Annotated in this window: 23 protein-coding genes; 16 read left to right on the top strand and 7 right to left on the bottom strand. The window is 74.2% G+C overall.

Annotation, left to right across the window (positions count from 1 at the left end):
• The first annotated feature begins 67 nt into the window (after positions 1-67).
• From ACN265_RS26530 to ahcY, 7 genes are all read left to right on the top strand, one after another.
• Positions 68-1348 (top strand): hypothetical protein, encoded by a 1281-nt coding sequence (locus ACN265_RS26530; RefSeq protein WP_421410329.1) that lies wholly within the window; start codon positions 68-70, stop codon positions 1346-1348.
• A 69-nt stretch (positions 1349-1417) separates the two neighbouring features.
• Positions 1418-2800, top strand: a complete 1383-nt coding sequence (locus ACN265_RS26525; protein WP_204928236.1) for a phosphomannomutase/phosphoglucomutase — start codon at positions 1418-1420, stop codon at positions 2798-2800.
• A gap of 63 nt (positions 2801-2863) precedes the next feature.
• The gene (locus tag ACN265_RS26520; protein WP_088642951.1) at positions 2864-3049 is read left to right on the top strand and encodes a Trm112 family protein; all 186 of its coding nucleotides are present in this window, start codon (positions 2864-2866) and stop codon (positions 3047-3049) included.
• Positions 3046-4242 carry an SIS domain-containing protein gene (locus tag ACN265_RS26515; protein ID WP_204928235.1) on the top strand — a complete coding sequence of 399 codons (1197 nt, stop codon included), beginning with the start codon at positions 3046-3048 and terminating at the stop codon, positions 4240-4242. The genes ACN265_RS26520 and ACN265_RS26515 overlap by 4 nt, the downstream gene beginning before the upstream one ends.
• On the top strand, positions 4239-5243 hold the full coding sequence (locus ACN265_RS26510; protein WP_421410325.1) for a cation diffusion facilitator family transporter: 1005 nt from the start codon (positions 4239-4241) through the stop codon (positions 5241-5243). Before ACN265_RS26515 ends, ACN265_RS26510 begins: the two co-directional genes overlap by 4 nt.
• Before the next feature lie 2 nt (positions 5244-5245).
• Positions 5246-6481 carry a mannose-6-phosphate isomerase, class I gene (gene manA, locus ACN265_RS26505; RefSeq protein ID WP_420116278.1) on the top strand — a complete coding sequence of 412 codons (1236 nt, stop codon included), beginning with the start codon at positions 5246-5248 and terminating at the stop codon, positions 6479-6481.
• A 287-nt stretch (positions 6482-6768) separates the two neighbouring features.
• On the top strand, positions 6769-8256 hold the full coding sequence (gene ahcY, locus ACN265_RS26500; RefSeq protein ID WP_204928232.1) for an adenosylhomocysteinase: 1488 nt from the start codon (positions 6769-6771) through the stop codon (positions 8254-8256).
• A gap of 110 nt (positions 8257-8366) precedes the next feature.
• Here the strand turns inward: ahcY and ACN265_RS26495 are convergent, their stop codons facing one another.
• Positions 8367-8525, bottom strand: coding sequence for a hypothetical protein (locus ACN265_RS26495; protein WP_204928231.1), 159 nt, complete (start codon positions 8523-8525; stop codon positions 8367-8369).
• Between the two features lie 299 nt (positions 8526-8824).
• On the opposite strand from ACN265_RS26495, the gene efeU reads away from it, so the two are divergent.
• The 3 genes from efeU to efeB are packed head-to-tail and all read left to right on the top strand — an operon-like array spanning position 8825 to position 12351.
• Positions 8825-9832, top strand: coding sequence for an iron uptake transporter permease EfeU (gene efeU, locus ACN265_RS26490; protein ID WP_421410322.1), 1008 nt, complete (start codon positions 8825-8827; stop codon positions 9830-9832).
• A 31-nt stretch (positions 9833-9863) separates the two neighbouring features.
• Complete coding sequence (gene efeO, locus ACN265_RS26485; protein WP_420116049.1) at positions 9864-10997, top strand: iron uptake system protein EfeO; 1134 nt, start codon at positions 9864-9866, stop codon at positions 10995-10997.
• A 52-nt stretch (positions 10998-11049) separates the two neighbouring features.
• On the top strand, positions 11050-12351 hold the full coding sequence (gene efeB / locus ACN265_RS26480; RefSeq protein WP_421410319.1) for an iron uptake transporter deferrochelatase/peroxidase subunit: 1302 nt from the start codon (positions 11050-11052) through the stop codon (positions 12349-12351).
• Positions 12352-12363: 12 nt separating this feature from the next.
• Here the strand turns inward: efeB and ACN265_RS26475 are convergent, their stop codons facing one another.
• Positions 12364-13350, bottom strand: a complete 987-nt coding sequence (locus ACN265_RS26475) for an RDD family protein (RefSeq protein WP_421410316.1) — start codon at positions 13348-13350, stop codon at positions 12364-12366.
• 41 nt (positions 13351-13391) lie between these two features.
• Between ACN265_RS26475 and ACN265_RS26470 the strand changes: the two genes are divergently transcribed.
• Positions 13392-14432 (top strand): stage II sporulation protein M, encoded by a 1041-nt coding sequence (locus ACN265_RS26470; RefSeq protein ID WP_204928228.1) that lies wholly within the window; start codon positions 13392-13394, stop codon positions 14430-14432.
• A gap of 10 nt (positions 14433-14442) precedes the next feature.
• Here the strand turns inward: ACN265_RS26470 and ACN265_RS26465 are convergent, their stop codons facing one another.
• The 5 genes from ACN265_RS26465 to ACN265_RS26445 are packed head-to-tail and all read right to left on the bottom strand — an operon-like array spanning position 14443 to position 19604.
• Complete coding sequence (locus ACN265_RS26465) at positions 14443-15753, bottom strand: DUF58 domain-containing protein (RefSeq protein WP_421410313.1); 1311 nt, start codon at positions 15751-15753, stop codon at positions 14443-14445.
• On the bottom strand, positions 15750-16739 hold the full coding sequence (locus tag ACN265_RS26460; RefSeq protein WP_204928226.1) for an AAA family ATPase: 990 nt from the start codon (positions 16737-16739) through the stop codon (positions 15750-15752). Before ACN265_RS26460 ends, ACN265_RS26465 begins: the two co-directional genes overlap by 4 nt.
• The gene (locus tag ACN265_RS26455; protein ID WP_421410310.1) at positions 16736-18166 is read right to left on the bottom strand and encodes a DUF4350 domain-containing protein; all 1431 of its coding nucleotides are present in this window, start codon (positions 18164-18166) and stop codon (positions 16736-16738) included. Before ACN265_RS26455 ends, ACN265_RS26460 begins: the two co-directional genes overlap by 4 nt.
• Positions 18163-18762 carry a DUF4129 domain-containing protein gene (locus tag ACN265_RS26450; protein WP_421410307.1) on the bottom strand — a complete coding sequence of 200 codons (600 nt, stop codon included), beginning with the start codon at positions 18760-18762 and terminating at the stop codon, positions 18163-18165. Before ACN265_RS26450 ends, ACN265_RS26455 begins: the two co-directional genes overlap by 4 nt.
• Positions 18759-19604 (bottom strand): hypothetical protein, encoded by an 846-nt coding sequence (locus tag ACN265_RS26445; protein WP_421410304.1) that lies wholly within the window; start codon positions 19602-19604, stop codon positions 18759-18761. The genes ACN265_RS26450 and ACN265_RS26445 overlap by 4 nt, the downstream gene beginning before the upstream one ends.
• Before the next feature lie 215 nt (positions 19605-19819).
• Here ACN265_RS26445 and mtrA point away from each other — a divergent pair, with 215 nt between their 5' ends.
• From mtrA to hpf, 5 genes are all read left to right on the top strand, one after another.
• Positions 19820-20509, top strand: coding sequence for an MtrAB system response regulator MtrA (mtrA, locus tag ACN265_RS26440; RefSeq protein ID WP_067306208.1), 690 nt, complete (start codon positions 19820-19822; stop codon positions 20507-20509).
• A gap of 85 nt (positions 20510-20594) precedes the next feature.
• Positions 20595-22280 (top strand): MtrAB system histidine kinase MtrB, encoded by a 1686-nt coding sequence (gene mtrB, locus ACN265_RS26435; RefSeq protein WP_420116052.1) that lies wholly within the window; start codon positions 20595-20597, stop codon positions 22278-22280.
• Entirely contained in the window at positions 22277-24100 is a 1824-nt protein-coding gene (locus ACN265_RS26430; protein ID WP_421410300.1) for an LpqB family beta-propeller domain-containing protein, read from the top strand. Before mtrB ends, ACN265_RS26430 begins: the two co-directional genes overlap by 4 nt.
• A gap of 7 nt (positions 24101-24107) precedes the next feature.
• Positions 24108-24809, top strand: coding sequence for a ComF family protein (locus ACN265_RS26425; RefSeq protein WP_421410297.1), 702 nt, complete (start codon positions 24108-24110; stop codon positions 24807-24809).
• A 257-nt stretch (positions 24810-25066) separates the two neighbouring features.
• Positions 25067-25687 (top strand): ribosome hibernation-promoting factor, HPF/YfiA family, encoded by a 621-nt coding sequence (gene hpf, locus ACN265_RS26420; RefSeq protein ID WP_204928221.1) that lies wholly within the window; start codon positions 25067-25069, stop codon positions 25685-25687.
• Positions 25688-25736 lie beyond the last annotated feature (49 nt).

Genomic DNA, 25736 nt, shown 5'->3' with positions numbered 1-25736 from the left:
GGGTGCCCTGTCGCGCTGGTAGTAACCTGGCCGGCGGCCCCCGCCGGGGCGGAGGGTGAGGTGGGAGATGTCCGTGCGTCGGCAGCCGGCGCGGGTGGTGACCGTCGGTGCGCTGCTCGCCGGGCTGGTGACCCTCGGTGCGCTCCCCGCCCACGCGGACGGGGACCGGGTACGGGTGCGGGCCTCGGGTGGCTTCTCCGCCGGTGGTTCCCCGGGCGGGGTCGCGATCGAGGTGCGCAAACGCACCGACGGGTGTGTGCTGCTGCGGACCGCGCTGGGGTTGAGCCTGGCCGGGGTTGGCGCGGACCAGGTTCGGGTAGAGGTGAGTGTCGGGGGGCGATGGTCCACTGTGCCCGTCACCGGTGGCGGCGGCGTGCTCCAGGTCTCCCGTACCTCGTCGGCGGGTCCACCGTTGTGCAAGGGAAAGAGCAGCACCGTCCGCTACCGGGTGGCGTTCCTCGCCGGGGCGCCGGCGGGCCGGCTGGACGTGGTCGGTGAGGCGACGACCGCGGTCGGCCGGCTGATCGGCCGTGCCGCCGACACGTCCCGGGTCGGCGGACGGGCCGCCGGCTCCCCGACGCCGAGCCCCACCCCGACCAGGAAGCCCACCCCCACCCCCGAGGCGACCACGCCCGCGCCCGCCCCGACGGCGGCGACCACCGGGGCCGCGCTCGCCGCCCCGGCGGCCGGCCCGGCCGGTACCGCCGCCGCAGAGACCTCCGGAGGATCCATGACCATGTTTGCCGGCATCGCCCTGGTGATCCTGGGTGCCGGGCTCATCGCCCTGCTGATCTTCCGGTCCCGCGCCGACCGGGCCGCGGTCGACCCGGCCCGGGCCGCCGACCCGGTCGATCTTCCGGTCCTGCCGCAACCCCGCAACCCCGGCCCGACCACCTACCGCTCCGGCGGCGCGGTGGCGGCTCCGACCCCGGCCCCCGCCGGCCAGGTGTACGGGCAGCCGCAGCCGCAGCCGCAGCCGCAGCCGCAGCCGTCCGCGTCCGCCCGCCCGGGTGGCCTGTACGGGGCACCCGCCGCCTATCCGACGGTGACGCCCACCCCGCGCCCGGCCGGTGGGGTGTACGGCAGCCGCCCGGCGGCTGCCCCACCCGCCCAGGGCGGTCCGGTCTCCGCGCCCCCCGCTCCGGCCCCGCCGGCCCCCGTCCCGGCCCCGCCGCCCGCCGTCCCGGCCCCGCCGCCCGCTGCCCCGGCCCCGCCGCCCGCTGCCCCGGCCCCGCCGCCCGCCGCCCCGGCCCCGCCGGCCGCCGCGCCGCCCGCACCGGGCCGGCCGGCGTCACCGCCCGCCACCGGCGGCGAAGCGACGACGATCATGCCCGAGCTCCCCGGCTAGGAGGGGACGGACGCCACCGCTCCGATACGCTCAGGGTCGTTGACGACCCCTGTCGAGGAGCTGAAACCGGTGTCTGACCTGTCCCAGATCGTGAAGGCGTACGACGTCCGTGGGACGGTGCCCGACCAGTGGGACGAGCGGGTCGCCGAAGCCCTCGGTGCCGCCCTCACCCGGGTGCTCGACGAGGCCGGCGAGCCGGACGGTGCCGTGCTGATCGCGCACGACATGCGGGCCACCGGCCCGGGGCTGGCCGCCGCCTTCGCCGACGGCGTGCGGGCCGAGGGGCGGGCCGTGATCGAGTTGGGGCTCGCCTCCACCGACATGCTCTACTACGCCTCCGGCGCGCTCGGCCTGCCCGGGGCGATGTTCACCGCCAGTCACAACCCGGCGCAGTACAACGGCATCAAGATGTGCCGCTCCGGTGCCCGCCCGATCGGCCAGGACAGCGGCCTGGCCGACATCCGGGCCCGCGCCCAGGCGCTGCTGGACGCCGGCACCCGGCCGGCCGCCGCGTCGCCGGCCCCCGTCGACCGGCGTGACCTGCTCCCCGACTACGCGGCCCACCTGCGCAAACTGGTCGACCTGTCGACCATCCGTCCGCTCAAGGTGGTGGTGGACGCCGGCAACGGGATGGGCGGCTACACGGTGCCGAGCGTGCTCGGCGACGCGGCGTTGCCGGCCCTGCCGCTGGAGATCGTGCCGCTCTACTTCGAGCTGGACGGCACCTTCCCCAACCACGAGGCCAACCCGCTCGACCCGAGGAACCTGGTCGACCTCCAGCGGGCCGTGGTGACCCACTCCGCCGACCTCGGCCTGGCCTTCGACGGCGACGCCGACCGGTGCTTCGTGATCGACGAGCGGGGCGAGCCGGTCTCCCCGTCGGCGATCACCGCCCTGGTCGCCGCCCGCGAGCTGGCCAAGCACCCGGGGTCCACGGTGATCCACAACCTGATCACCTCCCGGGCCGTACCGGAGATCATCCGCGAGCACGGGGGCGTGCCGGTGGTGGCCCGGGTGGGGCACTCCTTCATCAAGGCCGAGATGGCCCGGACCAACGCGATCTTCGGTGGGGAGCACTCGGCGCACTACTACTTCCGGGACTTCTGGTTCGCCGACACCGGCATGCTCGCCGCCATGCACACCCTGGCCGCCCTCGGTGAGCAGTCCCAGCCGCTGTCCCTGCTGGCCAGCGTCTACGAACGGTATGTCGCCTCCGGCGAGATCAACTCCACGGTCACCGACCAGGAAGCCCGGGTCGCGGCGGTGCGGGCGGCGTACCCGCAGGCGGAGGCCGACGAGTTGGACGGGCTCACCCTGCGGTTCCCCGACGGCGCGTGGTTCAACCTGCGCGCGTCCAACACCGAGCCGCTGCTGCGGCTCAACGTCGAAGGTCCGACCGAGCAGCGGATGACCTCGCTGCGCGACGAGGTGCTGGAGCGGGTTCGCCGATAAGATCCCCTCCGCCGGTCGGCACCGCCGACCGGCACAGACCACACACGTGGAAGGAGCCGCGCCGTGGCCCTGGACCCGCAGTTGCTCGAAATCCTCGCCTGCCCGGACACACACCACGCACCGCTGGACTACGACGCTCAGGCCCAGACCCTCACCTGCACGCAGTGCGGTCGCATCTTCGAGGTGCGCGACGACGTGCCGGTGCTGCTGCTGGACGAGGCTCGTGGCGGGCCGGAGGCGCAGCGGTGATGGACGGAACGGCCGGCGTCAGCGGCCGGCGGGTGGCCGACGAGTCGATCCTGGACGACCCGGACGCGGTCGCCGCCCATGATCCGGGCGGCATGCTGCGCTTCACCGCCTCGGCAGGGGCACAGGTGCGGGAGTCCGCCGCGCTGGCCGCCGAGGCCAACCTGGCGCTGCTGGAGGACGAGGGCCGCCCGCGTGCGGTCGTCATCGCCGGCATCGGCACCGCCGGGCGGACCGGGGACGTGTTGGCCACGGTCGCCGGGCCGCGCTGCCCGGTGCCGGTGATCCCGCACCGCAGCGCCGGGGTGCCCGGTTGGGTCGGCGCGGCCGACGTGGTGATCGCGGTCAGCGCGTCCGGCCGTAGCCCGGAGGCGTTGGGCGCCGCCGAGGCCGCGCACCGCCGGGGGGCCCGGCTGGTCGCGGTCGGCGCGCCCGACTCGCAGTTGCAGTCGGTGGCCGAGCGGGCCCGCGCGCCGTTCATCCCGGTGCCCCGCCGCGCCCCGGCCCGGGCCAGTCTCTGGGCGCTCACCGTGCCGGTTCTGCTCGCCGCCCGTACGCTCGGCCTGGTGAAGGTCAACGAGGCGGATCTGGCCGAGACGGCGGCCCGGCTGGACGCCGACGCCGACCGGTGCCGGTCGACCGCCGAGTCCTTCGTCAACCCGGCGAAGTCGCTGGCCCTCGGGCTGGCCGGGTCGATTCCGATCGTCTGGGGTTCGTCCCCGCTGGCCACCGTGGCGGCCCGCCGCTTCGGTGACACGCTGTCGGCCAACGCCCGTTACCCGGTGGTCGCCGGGGCGCTGGGTGAGGCCGGTCGGGGCCGGGTCGGCCTGCTCGACGGTGTCTTCGGCGGCCTGGTGGAGTCGACCCGGGACATCTTCGCCGACCCCGACGAGGTCGAGCCCGATCCGACCCGGCTGCGGCTGGTGCTGCTGCGCGACGGTGGCCTCAACGCCGACGACGACACCGACGAGCCGCTGGCCGTCGAGGAGCGTCGCGCCGACGCGGTGCAGACCCTCGCCGAGCGGCGCGGGGTGCGTTGCGACGTGGTCACCGCCGAGGGCGGCTCCGCGCTGGAACGGCTCGCCTCCCTCGTCGCGGTGCCCGACTTCGCGTCGATCTATCTGGCCCTGGCCCATGGGCTGGACCCGATGGCCGTGCCGGCCGTCACCGAGATGAAGGAGCTGTCGAACCAGTGAGCGCGAATGGCGGTACCAAGGCGATCATCGCCGCCCTGATGGCGAACGTCGGTATCGCCATCACCAAGTTCATCGCGTTCCTGCTGACCAGCTCGTCGTCGATGCTGGCCGAGTCGATCCACTCGGTGGCCGACTCGGGCAACCAGGCGCTGCTGCTGCTCGGCGGTAAGCGGGCCAAGCGGGCGGCCACCCCGGAGCACCCCTTCGGGTACGGCCGGGAGCGCTACATCTACGCGTTCATCGTGTCGATCGTGCTGTTCAGCCTCGGTGGCCTGTTCGCGCTCTACGAGGCGTGGCACAAGGCGGCCGACCCGCACCCGATCACCGCGTGGCAGTGGGTGCCGGTGACGGTGCTGCTGGCCGCGATCGTGATGGAGGGCTTCTCCTTCCGTACGGCGATCAAGGAGTCGAACCACACCCGGGGTAGCCAGTCCTGGGTGAACTTCATCCGTCGGGCCAAGGCGCCGGAGCTGCCGGTGGTGCTGCTGGAGGACTTCGGCGCGCTGGTCGGTCTGGTGCTCGCGCTGTTCGGTGTGGGGCTGACGCTGATCACCGGCAACGGCATGTGGGACGCCGCGGGCACCGCGATGATCGGTGTGCTGCTGGTGATCATCGCGATCGTGCTGGCGATCGAGACGAAGAGCCTGCTGCTCGGCGAGGGTGCCGACCCGGGCGACCTGGCGACGATCGAGCGGGCCGTCACCGACGGCCCCGAGGTCGAGCGGATCATCCACATGAAGACGCTCTACCTCGGCCCGGAGGAGCTGATGGTGGCCGCGAAGATCGGCGTGCCGGCCTGGGAGAGCGCCGAGGAACTGGCCCGGGGCATCAACGCGGTCGAGGCGCGCATCCGCGCGGCCGTGCCGATCGCCCGGGTGATCTATCTGGAGCCGGACATCTACAGCGTCGCCGCCGAGCGGGCGGGCACCGGCACGGCCGCGCCGACCGCCGCGGCACCGGCGGGTGGGGCGAGTGAGGTGGCCGGGCGGGCCGGAGGCTGACCGTGGAACTGCTGCACGGGTCGATCCGCGACTACGCCTGGGGGTCCCGCTCGGCGCTCGCCGAGTTGCAGGGGCGACCGGCGCCGACCGACGGCCCGGAGGCGGAGCTGTGGCTGGGCGCCCATCCGGGTGGCCCGGCCATGGTCGACCGGGACGGTGCGCGGGTGAGCCTGACCGACCTGCTGGTCGCCGAGCCGGACCACTGGCTCGGCACGGAGGTGGTCGGCCGGTTCGGCACCCGGCTGCCGTTCCTGTTGAAGGTGCTCGCCGCGGACGCCCCGTTGAGCCTGCAGGCCCACCCCGACGCCGAGCAGGCCCGCGCCGGCTACGCCGCCGAGCAGGCTGACGTCGAGCGGGCAGGTGCCGGGCAGGCCGGGGCAGGGCAGGCCGGTGACGGGTGGGTCGACGGGGTGGTGGGGCGGGCACGGGGGCCGCGCAACTACGTCGACCCGTACCACAAGCCGGAGTTGCTTGTGGCGTTGACGCCGTTCGACGCGCTCTGCGGGTTCCGGGATCCGCAGGTGTCGGCGACGGCGTTGGCCGGGTTCGGCGTACCGGAGTTGTCGCCGGTGGTGGCCGCGCTGCGGGCCGGGCCGGCGGGGCTGCGGGAGGCCGTACGCGCGCTGCTGAGCTGGCCGGACGCCGACCGTGCCGGGCTGGTCGAGGCGGTGCGCACGGCGGACGCCGGCGGGCCGGACGCGGAGCTGGCCCGGGACCTGGCGACCCGCTACCCGGCCGATCCGGGGGTGCTGGTGGCGCTGCTGCTGCACCACGTGCGGTTGACGCCGGGGGAGGCGATCTGGATGCCGGCCGGCAACCTGCACGCCTACCTGAGCGGCACCGGTGTGGAGATCATGGCGGCCAGTGACAACGTGCTGCGCGGCGGGCTGACCCCGAAGCACGTGGACGTCGACGAGTTGCTGCGGGTGCTGCGGTTCGAGGTGCTGGACGAGCCGGTCCTCGTCGCCCGGTCGGTGACGCCCGGGGTGGTCTGCTGGCCGGTGCCGGTGGACGACTTCGCGCTGCACCGGGTGACGGTGGACGCGGCCGGGCCGGAGGTCCGGCTGCCGCTGCCCGGCCCCCGGGTGGTGTTCTGCCACCAGGGCAAGGTCGGGGTGGACGACGGCCAGGGGGCGGTGATGCTCGGCCCGGGGCAGGCCGCCGTGGGCACGGCCGCGGGTGCGGCGCTGGTGCTGTCCGGTACGGGCACGGCGTTCGTCGCCACGTGCGGCGGCTGACGGCACCGCGCAGCGACCTGCGCCACGCCGCAAGTCCGACTTTCCCGAATTGCTTGACTGATCCGTGTCTCACGGTAATCTCATGAGTACGCAGCGTTGTCGCGATGAAGGTCCGGCGGCGCGCGGGGGTAACCAAACCGGGGGGATGCACGGGGCGGCCGGCAGGTGGACGAGGTTTCGTCCCATGCCGACCGCCCCGTGCGCTGTCTCGAGGCGGCCCACAGTGCGCCGCGAGGAGGCGGGCGTAAGGTGGATGGTCGCGCAGCCATCGTTCGACAGGAGCCTTCATGACCAGCACCCTCCCGGCGTCATCCAGCGACGCCCGGCCGAGCACCCTCGCCGAGGGCGACTACAAGGTGGCGGATCTGTCGCTCGCCGAGTTCGGGCGCAAGGAGATCCGCCTCGCCGAGCACGAGATGCCCGGCCTGATGGCGATCCGCCGCGAATTCGCCGACGCCCAGCCCCTCGCCGGCGCCCGGATCACCGGTTCGCTGCACATGACCATCCAGACCGCCGTCCTGATCGAGACGCTGGTCGCCCTCGGCGCGCAGGTCCGCTGGGCGTCCTGCAACATCTTCTCCACCCAGGACCACGCCGCCGCGGCGATCGTGGTCGGCCCCGAGGGCACCCCGGAGGCGCCCTCCGGCGTCCCGGTCTACGCCTGGAAGGGCGAGAGCCTCGAGGAGTACTGGTGGTGCACCGAGCAGGTGCTCGCCTGGCCGGACGGGCAGGGCCCGAACATGATCCTCGACGACGGCGGTGACGCCACCCTGCTGGTGCACAAGGGCGTCGAGTTCGAGAAGGCCGGTACGGTCCCGGCGGTCGAGACCGCCGACTCCGAGGAGTACGCGGTCATCCTCCAGGTGCTGCACCGCAGCCTCGCCGAGGACAACCAGCGCTGGACCCGGATCGCCGCCGGCATCAAGGGCGTCACCGAGGAGACCACCACCGGCGTCCACCGGCTCTACGAGATGCACCGGGCCGGCACCCTGCTCTTCCCGGCCATCAACGTCAACGACTCGGTGACCAAGAGCAAGTTCGACAACAAGTACGGCTGCCGGCACTCGCTGATCGACGGCATCAACCGGGCCACCGACGTGCTGATCGGCGGCAAGATGGCCGTCGTCCTCGGCTACGGCGACGTGGGCAAGGGCTGCGCCGAGTCGCTGCGCGGCCAGGGCGCCCGGGTCGTGGTGACCGAGGTCGACCCGATCTGCGCGCTCCAGGCGGCGATGGACGGCTACCAGGTCGCCACCCTGGAGGACGTGGTCGAGCAGGCCGACATCTTCATCACCGCCACCGGCTGCTTCGACGTCATCACCAACGAGCACATGGCCCGGATGAAGCACCAGGCCATCGTCGGCAACATCGGCCACTTCGACAACGAGATCGACATGGCCGGCCTGGCGAAGCGTTCGGACGTCACCCGGGAGAACATCAAGCCGCAGGTCGACGTGTGGCGCTTCGACGACGGCCACGCGATCATCGTGCTCTCCGAGGGCCGCCTGCTGAACCTGGGCAACGCCACCGGCCACCCGAGCTTCGTGATGTCGAACTCGTTCGCCAACCAGACGATCGCCCAGATCGAGCTGTACACCAAGACCGACGAGTACCCGGTCGGCGTCTACGTGCTGCCCAAGCACCTGGACGAGAAGGTGGCGCGGCTGCACCTGGACGCGCTCGGCGCCCGGCTGACCGAGCTGACCAAGGAGCAGGCCGCCTACCTCGGCGTCTCGCCCGAGGGCCCGTTCAAGCCGGAGCACTACCGCTACTGAGCAACCCGTACGCAGGAGGGGGTCGGCCACGACGTGGCCGACCCCCTCCTGCGTCTGCGGGTCGGGCCGGAGCCGGCGGGATCAGGGCAGCCGGAGCCGGGGCGGCCGGGTCAGGACGGGCCGGGGCCGCGGCGGGTCGGGCGGACCCAGGTCCACACGCACCAGGCGAGCCAGGCCAGGGAGACGGCCACGGCCAGCGGGCGCAGCCGCAGGGCGTTGAGGACGATCACCAGCGCGAGGACGGCCAGCCACGGGCCGAAGCCCCTCACCGGTGCCTGCCCGACCGACGGTGGTGTAGCGCACACGGGCCGGAAGTCCCTGGTGCGGGGGTGTCCGCGGGGCGGAGGGTGGGGCTGCGGGGCGCGTCGTCCACGGGGCGTCCTGTCCTGGGGGTATGCCGCATCCTGCCACGTCGGGCGGCGGGTCGGCACCCCCTGGCGACGGGTCCGGCCGACCCTTCCGACCAGGGTGAAGCTGTCAGGAACGACTTGACGGAAGCCCCGATCAGGAGGAAGGTATGGCTGCCCTAAGTTGCCTGAGGCAAGCCTTACCACGACACGGAGCACCGATGTTCGCCACGTACCTGATCGGCCTGCGGGAGGGCCTGGAGGCGACGCTCGTCGTCAGCATCCTGGTGGCCTTCCTGGTCAAGTCGCAGCGCCGGGACCGGCTGCCGCAGGTGTGGGCCGGCGTCGGGCTCGCCGTGGCGCTCTCGGTCCTGTTCGGCTGGCTGATCGAGTACACCTCGACCTCGCTGCTGGCCCGCTCCGAGGACCGGGAGCTGTTCGAGGCCGTCACCTCCGTCGCCGCCGTGGTCTTCGTGACCTGGATGATCTTCTGGATGCGTCGGGCCGCCCGGACCATCGCCGGTGAGCTGCGCGGCAAGCTGAGCGAGGCACTCGCGGTCGGTTCGCTCGCGGTGGCCGGGATGGCCTTCCTCGCGGTGGTCCGGGAGGGCCTGGAGACCGCGCTGATCTTCTACTCGGCGGCGCAGAGCGCGACCGGCGGCACCGGCTCCGGGCCGCTGCTGGCCCTGGTCGGCGGCATCGCCACCGCCGTCGGGATCGGCTTCCTGCTCTACCGCAGCGCCGTGCGGATCAACCTGTCCACGTTCTTCACCTGGACGGGCGCGCTGCTGATCCTGGTCGCCGCCGGCATCCTCAAGTACGGGGTGCACGACTTCCAGGAGGCCGGGGTGCTGCCCGGCCTGAACGACCTGGCCTTCGACATCACCGGCGTGCTCGATCCGAACACCTGGTACGCCGCCCTGCTGGCCGGGATGTTCAACGTCACCGCCGCCCCGAGCGTGCTGGAGATGCTCGCCTGGGTCGCGTACGCCGTACCGGTGCTGGTGCTGTTCCTGCGCCGACCGGCCGCCCCGGCGAAGCCTGCCCCGGCCCCCACCACCGCCGCCGACGGCCCCACGACCACCGCCGCTGACCCCAAGGCCACCGGCACCGACGGCCCCACGACCACCGCCGTCGACGACCCCGAGGCCACCGCCGTCGACGGCGACGCCACCGCCGCGCAGGACGGCCCCGCCACCGCGCAGCCGGCCGGGTCGCGGCGCGCCTGATCCACCGCCCTCTGCAAGGAGACAAGCAACGATGCGTACCACCCGTTTCCTGGTGCTCGCCGCCGTCGGCGCACTCGCCGTCACCGGTGTCACCGCCTGCGGTGGCAAGGACGACCAGCGGGACGCCGGCGCCGGCAACACGGTCAAGGTGAAGGCCACCGACAGCGTGTGCGAGGTCGACGTCACCGAACTGGACGCCGGCCAGGCCACCTTCACCGTGACCAACTCCGGCAGCAAGGTCAACGAGTTCTACGTCTACGCCGCCGGTGACCGGGTGATGGGCGAGGTGGAGAACATCGCCCCGGGGCTGAGCCGGGAACTGCGGGTGGAGCTGCCGGCGGGGACGTACGAGACGGCCTGCAAGCCCGGGATGAGCGGCCGGGGCATCCGGGGCGCGCTGAAGGTCAGCGGCACCGCCGCGACCGTGGCCCCGGACGCCGCGCTGACCGAGGCCACCGCCAGCTACCAGCGGTACGTGACCAGCCAGACCGCCGCCCTGCTGACCAAGACCGAGGAGTTCGTCACCGCCGTCAAGGCCGGCGACGTGCCGAAGGCCAAGGCCCTGTACCCGGTGGCCCGCACCTACTGGGAGCGGATCGAGCCGGTCGCGGAGAGCTTCGGCGACCTCGACCCGAAGATCGACGGTCGGGAGGAGGTCATCGAGGAGGGCATGGAGTTCACCGGCTTCCACCGGATCGAGAAGGACCTCTGGACCACCGGGGACATCAGTAAGGACGGCCCGATCGCCGACCGGCTGCTGGCCGACGTCAAGGAGATCGTGACCCGGGCCAACGCCGAGAAGCTCACCCCGCTCCAGCTCGCCAACGGTGCCAAGGCTCTGCTCGACGAGGTGGCCAGCGGCAAGATCACCGGCGAGGAGGAGCGGTACTCGCACACCGACCTCTGGGACTTCAACGCCAACCTGGAGGGCTCCAAGGCCGCCGTCGCCGCACTGCGGCCGGCGCTGGAGCAGCGCGCCCCCGAGCTGGTCGCCCAGCTCGACAAGGAGTTCGCCAACGTGGAGGCGGCGCTCGGCAAGCACCGCGACGGCGACGGCTGGAAGCTGCACACCCAGCTGAGCAAGACCGACCTCAAGGAGCTGTCGGACAGCATCAACGCCCTCGCCGAGCCGGTCAGCAAGGTCGCCGCCGCCGTCGCCCGGTGACGACGGGTCAGCACGGTCGTCGTACGGCGGCCGGTCCCTCCCAGGAGAGTCGATGAGCGAGCAGAGCAGCACCGCCGGCCGGGGACGCCGCCGGCTGTCCCGGCGGCGGGCGATCACCCTCGCCGGGGTCGGGGTCGCCGGGGTGGCCGGGGTGGCCGCCGGAGCGGGCGCGCTGACCCGCGACGGCGACCGGGCCGCCGCGTACGACGGGGCCGCCGGTGCGGTGCCGTTCCACGGTGAACACCAGGCCGGAATCACCACCCCGGCGCAGGACCGGCTGCACTTCGTCGCCTTCGACGTGATCACCAAGGACCGGGACCGGCTGGTCGCGATGCTCCAGGAGTGGACGGCCGCCGCCGCCCGGATGACCGGCGGAAAGGACGCCGGGGTGATCGGTGCCGTCGGCGGCATGCCGGAGGCCCCGCCGGACGACACCGGCGAGGCGCTGGGCCTGCCCCCGTCGCAGCTCACCCTGACCGTCGGCTTCGGCGCGACGCTGTTCCGCGACGCGCAGGGCCGGGACCGGTTCGGCATCGCCGGCCGCCGCCCCGCCGCGCTGGCCGACCTGCCGCACTTCGCCGGGGACGCGTTGCGCCCGGAGATCTCCGGCGGCGACCTGTGCGTGCAGGCGTGCGCCAACGACCCGCAGGTGGCCGTGCACGCCATCCGTAACCTGGCCCGGATCGGGATGGGCGTGGTCAGCGTCCGCTGGTCGCAGCTCGGCTTCGGGCGTACCTCGTCGACGTCGCGGGACCAGGCGACCCCGCGTAACCTCTTCGGCTTCAAGGACGGCACCGCCAACCTCAAGGCCGAGGACGCCGGGCTGCTGCGCGAGCAGCTCTGGGCCCAGCCGGAGGACGGCGCGGACTGGATGACCGGCGGGTCCTACCTGGTCACCCGCAAGATCCGGATGCAGATCGAGACCTGGGACCGCAGTTCGCTGACCGAGCAGGAGCAGATCGTCGGCCGGACCAAGGGCAGTGGCGCGCCGCTGGGCCGCCGCGACGAGTTCGACGAGCCGGACTTCGCCGCGAAGGGCGACGACGGCCAGCCGGTGATCGCCGTGGACTCACACGTGCGCCTCGCCCACCCCACGCAGAACGACGGCGCCCGGCTGCTGCGCCGGGGCTACAACTACGTCGACGGGTCGGACGGGTTGGGCCGGCTCGACGCCGGGCTGTTCTTCATGGCCTACCAGCGGGACCCGCGCCGGCAGTTCGTGCCGATCCAGACCCGGCTGGCCCGCAACGACGCGATGAACGAGTACCTGCGGCACGTCTCCAGCGGGCTGTTCGCCTGCCCGCCCGGGGTCTGCGACGCCGCCGACTGGTGGGGCCGCACCCTGTTCGGCTGAGCGGCGTACCGGTCAGGCCGGGCCGTCCGGCGACGCCGACCGGAGCACCGGCACGGCCGGTCGTACCCTGGCCGGGGCCGGTGGGTCGGCGGCCGGCGCGACGACGGCGGGGGTGGCCGGGTCGGGCCAGAGGGAGGCGGTGAGCGCCCGCTGGTGGCGCAGCCGCAGCGAGCCGCGCCTGTTGCGTTCGGCCAGCACCGCCGCCAGCAGCAACGGCTCCGGTACGCCGGGCGGCGGCGTCGGTGCGGTCACCGCCGCCACCTCGCGCCACAGCTCCCGGGCCAGCCGGCTGCGGTACGGCTCGACGATCTGCTGCCCCCGGGTCAGGTACTGCCGCACCGCCAGGGCCAGTGCATCGTCCAGCCGGGTCAGGTCCAGGGTGGTGGCCCAGCCGACCAGCGGCGCGACGATCGCCGGGGCCGGCCGCCAGGGGTGCGTGGTGCGGGTGTGCACGACCATCGTGCCGGCCACCAGGTCACCCAGCCGTCGGCCACGCGGGTCGGTCAGCATCACCGTCGCCCCGGCCACCCAGCTCAGCAGCGGCAGCACCAGCCCAGGCCACTCCACGGCCGCGCCGACCAGCGCCCGGGTCAGCGACTGACGCCACTGCACCGGGCCGCCGTCGGCGCTGACCACCCGCAGCCCCACGGCGAGCTTGCCGGGCGTCCGGCCATGGTTGAGGCGTTCCCAGAGCACCGGGTAGCCGACCACCACCAGCACCAGGCCGAGGGTCTCCAACGCGCCGGTGAGGGCCCGGTCCACCACCTGGTCGGGGAGCACGATCAGCACCAGCGGGGTCAACGTCAGGGCCAGCAACGCCGCGCAGAACAGTTGACCGGCGATGTCGATCAGCAGCGCCAACACCCGGGAGCCGAGCCGTGCCGCCCGGACGTCCAGCGCGACGGCCTCGCCGCTGACCAGACCCGCGTCCGCCCAGTGCCCCGCCGGGTCGACGCCGGTCGGGACGGTGCCGGACGGCACCGGTGGTTGCGCGCTCACCCGGACAGTGAACACTATGGTCGCGGGACGGGGGAGGACCAGTGGATCTCGACGCGTACGTCGCCGAGCACGGCCACGAGTGGCGACGGCTGGAGCTGCTCTGCGACCGTCGCCGGCTCGACGTCGACGAGATCGACGAGATGATCGTCCTCTACCAGCGCACCGCCACCCACCTGTCGGCGCTGCGCAGCCGGGCACCCGACCCGGCCCTGGCCAGCCGGCTCTCCCAGCTCGTGCTGCGGGCGCGGGCCCGGATCACCGGCCGGCAGCGGGCCTCCTGGTCGGCCCTCGGGCGGTTCCTCACCGTCGGGTTCCCCGCCGCGGTCTACCGGGCCTGGCCGTGGTGGTGCGCGGTGGCGACCGGGTTCAGCCTGCTCAGCGGCTTCCTCATCTGGTACGTCGCCGGCAACCCGGGCACCGCCGCCGCGTTCATCGGCCCGGACGCCGCCGCCGACCTCGTCGACTCCGGCTTCGCCGGCTACTACACCGAGTTCTCCGCCCCGACCTTCGCCTTCCACCTGTGGACCCACAACGCCTGGATCGCCGCCCAGTGCCTCGCCGCCGGGGTGCTCGTCGTGCCGGTGCTCTACCTGCTGTGGCAGAACGCGCTGAACATCGGGGTGGTGGGCGGCGTGATGGTCTCCTACGGCCGCTCCGACGTCTTCTTCGGACTGATCACCCCGCACGGGCTGCTGGAGCTGACCGGGGTCTTCGTCGCCGCCGGGGTCGGGCTGCGTACCGCCTGGGCGTGGATCTCGCCGCCGGAGCACCTGGGCCGGGGCCGGTCGGTCGCCGAGGCGGGCCGGTCGGCGATCCTGGTGGCGGTGGGCCTGGTCGGGCTGTTCGCGGTCTCCGCGCTGCTGGAGGCGTTCGTCACCCCGGCACCGGTGCCGGTGGCGCTGCGGGTCGGCGTCGGCGCGGCGGTCTGGCTGGGCTTCTTCGCCTACGTGGTGCTGCTCGGCCGGCGGGCGGTCGCCGCCGAACGGGCACCTGCCGAACGGGTCGACCCGTGGCTCGCCGAACTCTGGCCCAGCACCGACCCGGCCCGCGCCTGGCATCCCACCTCCCGGCCACCCCGCTGACCTGCCAGGGTCAGAGCTGACCGAGGGCCTTGAGCCGGAGGTAGGTGTCGGCCAGGGCCGGGGCGAGCCGGTCCGCCGGGGCGTCCACCACGGTCACGCCGTACCGGCCGAGGGCGGCGCGCACCCGGTCCCGCTCGGCGAGCGCCCGCCAGCCGGCCGCGGCGGCGTAGGCGTCCTCGGGGCGTACCGGCGGGCCGGTGGTCAACGCGGTGAGCACCGGGTCGTGCACGGCCGCCACCACCACCCGGTGCCGGGCGGCCAGCCGGGGCAGCACCGGCAGCAGCCCCTCGGCGAGCGCGCCGGGCTCCAGCGCGGTCAGCAGCACCACCAGGCTGCGCCGCCGGTGCCGCCGCAGGATCTCCGCGACGATCAGGTCGAAGTCGGTCTCCACCAGCGCCGGGTGCACCGGCGCGAGCGCGTCGACCAGCCGGTGCAGCAGGTCCCGCCGTCCGGTGCCGGTGACGGTGGCCCGGATCGTGGCGTCGGCGGCCAGCAGGTCGACCCGGTCGCCGGCCCGGGCGGCCAGCGCGGTCAGCAGCAACGCCGCGTCGATGGCGGCGTCCAGCCGGGGTACGTCGCCGACCCGCACCGCCGAGGTGCGGCCGGTGTCCAGCACGCACACCAACCGCCTGTCGCGCTCCGGCCGCCAGGTGCGGACCAGCACGTCGGAGCGGCGGGCGCTGGCCCGCCAGTCGATGGAGCGCACGTCGTCGCCGACCACGTACTCACGCAGGGTGTCGAACTCGGTGCCCTGGCCGCGGCCCCGGGTGACCTGGGTGCCGTCGATGACCCGCAGCCGGGACAGCTTCTCCGGCAGGTGCCGCCGGGAGTCGAACCGGGGCAGCACGCGCAGCGTCCAGCCGGGGGTGGCGGGCCGCCCGGCCCGCTGCCGGAACGCCAACCCGAGCGGCCCGAGCGAACGCACCGTCACCGTCACCGCCGGCCGGTCGCCGCGCCGGGTGGGGGTGAGCCGGTTGGGCAGCACCAACACTCCGCCCGGTCCGACCCGGGACACCCGGTCCGGTGGTACGTCCGGACGGGCCCCCGCCGACGGCACCCACCCGTCGCGCACCTGGGCGCGCAGCGTACGGCCGGAGGTGTTGGCCAGGCGCAGCGTGACGGTCGCCCGGTGGCCGATCCGGACGGCCCGGTCGCCCTCCCGGTCGAGGGTGAGCCCGTGCAGCGGGGCGGCGAGCGCCCAGTCCACGGCGGTGAGCAGCAGCACGACGGCGGTCATCACGGCGACGGCGGGCACCGGATCCGGCCAGAACGGCAGGGTGGGCACGCCCGCCAGCAGCAGGACGGCCGCCCGCCAGGTCATCGCGGGGTCGGCACGGTGGCCAGCACCGTGTCCAACACGGCGTCGACCCCGACCCCCTCCAACTCCACCTCGGGGCGCAGCCGCAGCCGGTGCCGCAGCGTCGGCCGGGCGGTGGCCTTCACGTCGTCGGGGGTGACGTGGTCGCGGCCGGCCAGCCAGGCCCACGCCTTCGCCGTGCTGAGCAGCCCGGTGGACCCGCGGGGTGAGGCGCCCAGCTCCAGCGCCGGGGTGACCCGGGTGGCCCGGCACAGGTCCACGATGTAGGCGAGCACCGGCTCGGCCACGTGCACCCGACCGACGGCCTCCCGGGCGGCGGCGAGGTCGGCGGCGTCGGCCACCGGGCGTACGCCGGCCGCACCGAGATCACGTGGGTCGAAGCCGGCGTGGTGGGCGCGCAGCACCCCCAGTTCCTCGTCCCGGTTGGGCAGCGGCACGGTCAGCTTGAGCAGGAACCGGTCGAGCTGCGCCTCGGGCAACGGGTAGGTGCCCTCGTACTCGACGGGGTTCTGGGTGGCGGCCACGATGAACGGGTCCGGCAGCGGCCGGCGGGCGCCCTCGACCGACACCTGGCGCTCCTCCATCACCTCCAGCAGCGCCGACTGGGTCTTCGGCGGCGTCCGGTTGATCTCGTCGGCGAGCAGCAGGTTGGTGAAGACCGGCCCCTCCCGGAAGGTGAACGCGGCGGTACGCGGGTCGAAGATCAACGAACCGGTGACGTCACCGGGCATCAGGTCGGGGGTGAACTGGACCCGCTTGGAGTCCAGGTCCAGTGCGGTGGCGACGGTACGGATCAGCAGCGTCTTCGCCACCCCGGGCACCCCCTCCAGCAGGACGTGGCCCCGGCAGAGCAGCGCGATCACCAGGCCGGTGACCACCGAGTCCTGACCGACGACCGCCTTGGCCACCTCGGTGCGCAGCCGGTGCAGGGCGGCCCGGGCGTCGTCCGGGCCGGCCGTGGGCTCGGCGGTGGTGGCGGGTCGGGTCACCGGGGGTCTCCTTCGGTCGGACGGCCGGGCGCTGCCGCCACGGTACGGGTCAGCCGGTCCAGCGACCGGGCCAGCTCCAGCAGTTCGGTGTCGGTCTGCGGGGCCGCGCCGAAGAGCAGCTCGTGGATCTGCTCCGGGCTGCCGCCGGCCGGCCCGGCCACCCGGGCCGCCACCTCCGCCGGCCCGAGCGTCGCGGGCAGGTCGAGCCGGCCGCGCAGCCGCCCCAAGGCGGCGGTACGCAGGGTCGCGGCGGCCGGGCCCCGGGCGCGGGCCCGCTGGTAGAGCCGGGCCCGACCGAGCACGGTCTCGGCGGAGCGGACCTCGACGGGCAGCGGCTCGGTCACCGGCGGGCCGAGCCGGCGGGCCCGCCACAGCACGATCAGCAGGGCGACCAGGGCGAGCTGGAGCAGCAGCGCCCAGAACCAGGGCGGGAAGGCGTCCAGCAGCGGATGGTCGTCAGGTGGTGGGGGACCGGCCGGTTCGGGGGCGTCACCCGAACCGTCGCCGTCACCGGTGGCGGTGCCGGGGCCTCCCGGGCCGGCCTCGCCGCTGCCGTCGCCGTCGTATCCGGTGGACCCGCCGGGGGTGGGTGACCAGGCGGGCTCGCCGGTGCCGCCGGGCCGGCCGAACGTCGGCGCCGGTGCCGGGCCGTCCAGGTCCAACCAGACCACCCGCCCGTGGACGCCGAGCAGGCCGGTGGCGAGCGCCTCGTTGCCGTGCTCGGCGATCCGGTCGTTGCGGAACGGGTCGCTGGCGCCGATCACCATCACCTCGGCCCGGCCGGGCAGCCGGACCAGGCCGTCGGCGTAGCAACGGTCGAGGGCGGCCGCCGTGCCGGGCGTGGCGGCGTACCGCTGGAGTCCGGCGGCGGCGACCCCGGCCCGGGTCGCCTCGGGCACCGCGCAGGGCCGGCCGCCGGCCTCCGGGGAGAACGCCCGGGTGGCCCAGCGGCGGTCGGTCGGCACCAGCGGCAGGCCGGCGGATTCGAGCACCCGGCGGGACGGGTCGACGAGGACGAGTCGTCGGCCGGCCGGCAGCTCGCCCAGCGCGCCGAGGGTGTCCGGGTGCAGCAGCTCCGCCGCCGGGACGAAGAGGGTGGCCGGGCCACGGTCGAGGCCGAGCAGGGCCGGTAGCAGGTCGGTCTCCCGGGCGACGGTGACCCCCCGGGCGCGCAGCGCGTCGGCGAGGCGGCTGCCCCCGTCGTCGTCGGTGGCGACCGGGGAGAGGAAGCCGGGGTCTCCCGGGTCGGGCTGGTCCAGCTCGTGGGCGGCGATCGTGCCGGCGAGCAGGGCGGCGGCCAGCGCCAACGGCACGAGCACCCGGTGCCGGCGGCGGCGTCGCCGCACGGGCGCGGCCGGTGGCGGGCCGCCCGCAGCCGGCGGGGCCGGCGGTGGACCGTCGACCGTGGCGGTGGTGGGGCCGGTCACCGGGTGCCCCCGTCCGGTGGTGGGGCGGACAGCGCCCGGTCCAGGTCGTCGGCGAGTTCCCGCATCCGCCGGTCGTGGTCGGCGGCGGCCGGGCGCTGGGCGTACCACAGCTCGGCGAAGATGGCCCCGGCGGCGCGCAGCGGCGGGTCGACCGGGGGCCGGGCGCGGGCCGCCGCGTCGGTCAGTTCGGTGACGGTCATCCCGGCCCGGGGGGCCACCGCGCCGACCGCGACCAGCCGGCGGACCATGGCGCGCAGCCGCTCGCGGACGGCTTCGGCGTACCGGCCCTCGGCCGCCAGCCGGTCGGCCAGGGAGCGCGCGGCGTCGGCCGGGAGGTCGTCGTCGGCGCTACGGGGGCGGGGCAGCGCCACCGCGCCCGGCCCGTCGGCCGTCCGGCGTCGCTGCCGGGGCAGCCGCCACCGGGGCATCCTCAGGCGGGGCAGCCGCAGCCGGGGCAGCCGGCGGGGCACCCAGGCCGGGAAGTGGTACCAGGCGAGCGCCACCACCCCGGCCAGCAGCACCACCAGCAGCGCCGCCAGCGGCAGCGGCAGCACGTCGCCGAGCGCGGCGACGGCCTCGGTCCACCACCGGCTCACCTGCCGACCGCCGGCAGGTGAGCCGCGACGAGCCCCGCGGGGGTACGGGCGAGCTGGATGTCCAGCCCTTCGGTGCGCATCCGGACGTCCAGGTGGATCACCGCGTCCAGGCAGGCCAGGGCGGGGTAGGCGACGCTGTTCACCGCGCCGAAGGCGAGCATGGTGGCGGCGACCCGTACGCCGGGGTCGGCCAGGTCGACCAGGTGCAGCGACTCGACGCCGAAGAAGAGACCGAGGGCCAGCCCGACCCGCAGCACCCACCAGCCGAGGTAGCCCAGCAGCCGGACGGCGGCGGCCCGGCCCCGCACCGCGACGCGGGCCGCCCGGGGCACCGCCGACACCCCGGGCACCCGGTCCAGCACCACCGCCGCGGCGACCGAGCCGAGCAGCCCGTAGCCGACCAGCCAGGCCGGGCCGAGCAGCGCCGCGATCAGCATCAGCAGGCCCACCGCCGGGGCGAGCAGCAGGGTGACGCCCCAGCGGGCGCCGGCCGGGCGGAGCAGTTCCGCCACCGTGGCCCGGCGGCCGAGCAGCGCCGCGCCGGCCGCCCGCGCTGCCGGGTTGCCGAGCAGTAGGACGATCACCGCCTCGGCGGCGGCGCCCACCGCGAGCAGTTGCCACCACAGCGGGAACACCCCGCTGTCGCTCCACCAGACCGGGGGCAGCGCGTCGGCGAGCCGGCGCAGCGGATACAGCAGCAGTTGTTCACCGGCGGCGAGCAGGACGCCCAGCGGGACCAGCACCCGGCCCTGGTCGCGCAGCAGCAGGACGGCGGAGTCGAGCAGTTCGCCGACGGTGAGCGGACGCCGGGGAAGCACGGCGGTCGGGCCGACGTCGGGCACGCGTACTCCTGCGGATGGTGGCTGGCGGGCGGCGACCTGCCCGGGGATCATGGTGACACGGGACGACCGGCCGGGCGGACCCACCGTGCGGCTCACGCGATGCGGTCATCGGGGGAGATATCGCGCGTGGGACGTGCGGAGGCACCTCGTCCGGCAGTACCGTGCCATCCAGACGCCGATCCCACCAACTGAACGGGGATGGAAACATAAACCCCATGAGAGCCCGGGTACTGGTGGTCGACGACGACCCCGCGCTCGCCGAGATGCTCGGCATCGTCCTGCGCAGCGAGGGTTTCCTGCCCTCCTTCGTCGCCGACGGGGAACGGGCGTTGGCCGCGTTCCGGGACAGTCGCCCCGATATCGTGCTGCTCGACCTGATGCTGCCTGGAATGAGCGGCATCGACGTGGCACGGGCGATCCGTGGCGAATCGGGCGTGCCGATCGTCATGCTGACCGCCAAGAGCGACACCGTCGACGTGGTGCTCGGCCTGGAGTCCGGTGCCGACGACTACGTGGTCAAGCCGTTCAAGCCCAAGGAGTTGGTGGCCCGGATGCGGGCCCGGCTGCGTCGGGGCGAGGACGTCGCACCGGAGATGCTGACCATCGGCCCGCCCGGCAACCAGATCACCATCGACGTGCCGGCGCACACCGTCAGCCGCGACGGCGAGGAGGTGAAGCTGACGCCGCTGGAGTTCGACCTGCTGGTCGCGCTCGCCCGCAAGCCGCGTCAGGTCTTCACCCGGGAGGTCCTGTTGGAGCAGGTCTGGGGCTACCGGCACGCGGCGGACACCCGGCTGGTCAACGTGCACGTGCAGCGGCTACGCGCCAAGATCGAGCCGGATCCGGAGCGGCCGGAAATCATCCTGACCGTGCGGGGCGTGGGCTACAAGGCGGGTACCGGATAGCCTGGGTTGCACCGTGACCAGTGCACCCGCCCCCACCCCCGAGCACACCGCCGGCTGGCGCCCCGCCGCGCGGGCCCTGCGGCGCGTGCTGGTGGGCCGCGCGCTGCGGGTGACCGCCGGCCTGCGTCAGACCTGGCGACGGTCGTTGCAGGTCCGGGTGGTGACCATCACGCTGGTGGTGTCCAGCCTGCTGGTCGGCGGCTTCGCCTACCTCATCGCCGACAAGATCACCAGCATCCTGCTCGACAACGCCGAGACCGACGTGCTGCTGCGGCTGCGCAACGGCAGCGACTACTCGGCCAAGCAGTTCTTCCTCTACAGCCAGCCGCAGGAGGCGCAGCTCCAGGACACCATCGAGGGCACGGTCAACTACCTGGCCGGGGGTGACCCGCAGCAGACCAGCGGGGTGGTGGTCGCCATCACCGCCGACAACTACGCCGGCATCATCGAGACCCGTACCTCGCCGGCGATGGACGTGCGCCCGCTGGTCAGCCGGGAGCTGCGGGCCGCCGTCGCCGACGGCAAGGTGGCCCACCAGATCCGCACCGGACGACTCGCCGGCGAACGGACGAAGTACCTGGTCTACGGCTCGCCGGTGCCGACCCGCTTCGGCCAGCTGGAGCTGTACTATCTCGTCCCGCTCAACCGGCAGGACGCCACCGCCGCCGACGCGCGGGCCACCGTGCTGGCCACCGGGGTGGCCCTGGTGCTGCTGCTGGGCCTGCTCGCCGCCCTGGTCACCCGGTTGGTGGTGACCCCCGTCCGGGTCGCCGCGCGCACCGCCCAACGGCTCTCCGCCGGCCTGCTCGACCAGCGGATGGTCGTCGACGGCGAGGACGACCTCGCCCTGCTCGCCGCCTCGTTCAACCAGATGGCGACCAACCTGCAACGGCAGATCCTCCGCCTGGAGGAGATGTCCCGCCTGCAACGCCGGTTCACCTCCGACGTCTCGCACGAGCTGCGGACCCCGCTGACCACCGTCCGGATGGCCGCCGACCTGATCTTCGCCGAGCGTGACGAGTTCGACCCGGCGGTGGCCCGCAGCGCCGAGCTGCTCCAGGCGGAGCTGGACCGGTTCGAGGAGCTGCTCACCGACCTGCTGGAGATCAGCCGCTTCGACGCCGGCTTCGCCATGCTCGACTCCGAGCCGACCGACCTGGTGCCGGTGGTGCACCGGGTCGCCGACCGCCTCGCCGGGCTGGCCGAACGGGTCGGCGTCACCATCGAGCTGGCCGTGCCGACCACCCCGGTCATCGCCGAGGTGGACCCGCGCCGGGTCGAGCGGGTGCTGCGCAACCTGGTCGGCAACGCCGTGGAGCACGGCGAGGCGAAGCCGGTGGTGATCACCCTCGGCGTCGACCAGACCGCCGTCGCGGTCACCGTCCGCGACCACGGCGTCGGGCTGAAGCCGGGCGAGGAGAAGCTGGTCTTCAACCGGTTCTGGCGGGCCGACCCGTCCCGGGCCCGGCAGACCGGCGGCACGGGGCTGGGCCTGTCGATCAGCCTGGAGGACGCCCGGCTGCACGGCGGCTGGCTGGAGGCGTGGGGCGCTCCCGGGCAGGGCGCCCAGTTCCGGCTCACCCTGCCGGTCCGCTCCGGGGACCGGCTCACCACCTCACCGCTGCGGCTGGTGCCCGCCGACGCCACCCTGCCGTTCGGTGGCCCCCGCGACGGCGACCTGCTGGCCATCGGACCGGCCGGCGGGGGTGTGCTGGCCATCGGCCCCGGGTCCGCCACCGGTGCCGACGAGCGGGCGGAGGCCCGGTCGTGAACCGGCCCCGGGCCCTGGCCGGGCTGCTCTGCGCCGCACTGCTGGCCGCCGTCGCCAGCTGTGGCATCCCCGACCGCACCGACGTGCAGGTCGACGGCTCCGGGCCGGCCGCGTCGGCGGGCTCGTCCAGCTTCGCTCGCGGCGAACCCCCCACCCGGACGGCCAGCGGCGCCGACCGGGAAGCGTTCGTCCGCAACTTCCTGGCCGCCGCGGCCGGCGAGCCCGAGCGGGCGTACGCCCGGGTCAAGCAGTTCATCGCCCGGGAGGACCGCAACCGGCTCGCCGAGAAGCAGGGCAGCGAGGTCGCGATCAACGTGGTCCGGCTGATCGAGAATCCGGTGATCACCGAGAACGCCAGTGGCCTGCTCACCGTCCGGGTGCCGGTGCAGCAGGTGGGGGTGCTGCGGGCCAACGGGGTGCTCGGCCCGCCGGTGGTGACCGACACGGAATACCAGTTCTCGCTGCGCGGCTCCGCCGAGCCGGGCCAGGAGGGCACCGAGGCCGGCGGCTACTACGTCACCGATCCGCCCTCCGTGCTGCTGCTCGACACGCTGTCTTTGCGGGACTACTACCAGACCCGGACGGTCTACTTCTGGAACTCCGACGCCACCCGGCTGGTCGCCGACCAGCGCTACCTGCCGCTGGCCGTGCCGGCCGAGCGGCTGGTCAGCGAGGCGGTCAAGTGGCTGATCGCCGGACCGTCGGAGTGGCTGCGGCAGGGGGTGAGCGGCCTGCCGGACCGCACCGCCCTGATCAACAACGCCGTCAAGACCGACGGCCGGTGGGAGGTCAACCTCGACCTGCCCGGCGACGACCGGCGCAAGCTGGAGAAGCTCGGCATCCAGTTGGCCTGGTCGCTGTCCGACCTGGACGGGCCGCTCCAGCTCACCACCCGCAACCAGTCCCGGGTGACCATCGACGACCTCGCCGCGCACCGCCTGGCCAACCCGGTCTACCCGCTCACGCAGGGGCCGCAGCGGTTCACCGTCTACGCCGGGGCGATCCACCCGCTCGCCTTCGAGGCCGAGGCGATCGGCACCGTGCCGGTCCGCACCGAGGACAACCACGACGTCGTCTCGGCCGCCGTGCGGCGGACCGCCGAGAAGACCCTCGCGGCCCTGGTCACCACCGCCGGTGGCGGCCGGCAGCGGCTGGTCACCGGGTCGGGGGTGGCGCCGGTGCAGGTGATGACCCCGGGGGCGCAGACCTTCGCGGCGATCGGCCGGCCGGTCTGGCTGCGCCCGCTCGGTGCGGCCCAGCCGTACGGGCTGGTGGTGGCTGATGGGCGGCTCTACCGGTTCGACGACCGGGCCCGGATGGTGCCGGTGCCGGTGGGCGTGGCGGGTCCGGTCAGCGCGGTGGCCGCCTCGCTGGACGGACACCGGATCGCGCTGATCGTCGGTGGGCGGCTCTGTCTCAGCACGGCCAGCCTCGACGGCGGGGTGGTCTCGCTCGGCCCGGTACGCCATGTCGCCACCACGCTGACCGACCTGTCGGCGGTGGACTGGGCGCAGGAGAACGCGCTGGCCGTGGCCGGTTCCACCAACCGTTCCGCCGTGTACGAGGTGGGCGTGGACGGGGTGCAGCAGACTCCGCTGGTCACCGACGTGGGCGCCCGGGTGACCCACCTGGCGGTGTACCCGGGCAACCCGACGTACGTGCTGCCGACGGTGATGATGATGTACGAGGCCAACGGGGTCTCCTACCGCTTCCGGGCGTCGTCGGCGGAGACGATCCGGGGCGAGCAGGTGCTCGACGTGCCGCCCCCGCCCGCCGGTGGCCGGGCGGGCAGCCCGACCGCGCCGTTCTTCCTGTTCTGAGCCGGCCGTGCCGGACGTGGGCGGGCTCTGGGCCGACCTGAGCGATCTGGTCTTCCCGACCGGGTGCGCGGGGTGCGGCCGGCGGGACGCGCGCCTGCGGCAGGGCTGCTGCCCGCAGTGCGTACGCGGGCTCGCCGCGCTGCGCCCGGTGCCGGCGCGCCCCACCCCGGCCCCGCCCGACCTGCCCCCGTGCCACGCCCTCGGTCCGTACGCGGGGCCGCTGCGGGAGGCGCTGCTGGCGTACAAGGAACGGGGTCGGCACGGGCTGGCCCGGCCGTTGGGCGGGTTGCTGGCGGAGGTGGTGGCGGCCTCGGTGGGCGAGGCCCGGCCGGTGCTGCTGGTGCCGGTGCCGGACCGGGCGGCGGCAGCCCGGGAGCGCTACGGCGACCACCTGACCCGGTTGGCCCGGCACGCGGCGATCCGGTTGCGGCGGGCCGGCTGGGACGTGCGGACGGCGGTGCCGGTGCGGGCGTTGCCCCGGCCGGATTCGGTGGAGCTGGACCGGGCGGGGCGGGCCGCGGCGGCCCAGTCGGCGTTCCGGCTGCGGCCCGGTTGGGCCGGGCGGGGTGCCGGTGGCCGGGCGGTGGTGGTGCTGGACGACATCCTGACCACCGGGGCGACCCTGGCGGCGGTGAGTCGGACTTTGCGTGCGGCGGGAATGACGCCATACGGCGCGGCCGTGCTGGGTGCAACGCAAAAACGGCGGTGATGGTGACGCTTCGTGTTTCCGTTTCACCCCATGGTGTTGGTTGCTGTTAATTCTCTGAGGGTTTCCCGCAACCGGGGGTGACTGTCGCCCGTACAGGAGTTAGCGTTTTCGTGTCGGGGGTAGGAAGGTTTCCCACCAGCCCCCGACGGTGGAAGGAGGCGTAGCCGTACCTGACCGGTCGACGCTCCCAGGGGCCCTCCCGAGGTCGCGCGGCCGGATTCGAAAGATCAGCCGGCCATCCGGAAAAGGGAGGTCACGTGGACATCGTGGTCAAGGGTCGAAACGTCGAAGTGCCGGACCATTACCGGGTACACGTAGCGGAGAAACTCGCAAAAATCGAACGCTACGATCACAAGCTCATCCGGGTCGATGTGGAGCTGTTCCACGAACGCAATCCCCGGCAGTCCGACACCTGCCAGCGAGTGGAGATCACCTGCGTCTCCCGGGGTCCGGTGATCCGGGCCGAGGCCTGCACGAACGACTTCTACAGCGCACTGGACGCCGCGATCGCCAAGCTGGACACCCGACTGCGCCGGGCGGCCGACCGTCGCCGCGTACACCGGGGGCGGCACGCGCCGATCTCGGTCGCCGCCGCCACCGCCGGTCTGCCGGTGGCCGGCCTGGACGACGCGAACGTGTCCGCCGGTGGCACGGCCACCGCCGTCGAGGAGCGCCCGGAGGAGCACGACGACCAGCCCTGGCACATCGCGCGGGCGAAGGTGCACCCCGCCGACCCGATGACCGTCGATGACGCCCTGTTCCAGATGGAGCTCGTCGGCCACGACTTCTACCTGTTCCACGACAAGGAGTCCGGCCGCCCCAGCGTCGTCTACCGTCGCCACGCCTACGACTACGGCATCATCTCCCTCGACACCTGACCCACCCGCCCCGCTCTCCCCGCCCACCCGGCGGTGTCGATCAAGAGGT

The sequence above is a fragment of the Micromonospora sp. WMMD730 genome, assembly GCF_049178955.1.
GTDB classification, from domain to species: Bacteria; Actinomycetota; Actinomycetes; order Mycobacteriales; family Micromonosporaceae; genus Micromonospora; species Micromonospora wenchangensis.
This window is presented reverse-complemented; position numbering and strand designations above follow the sequence as displayed.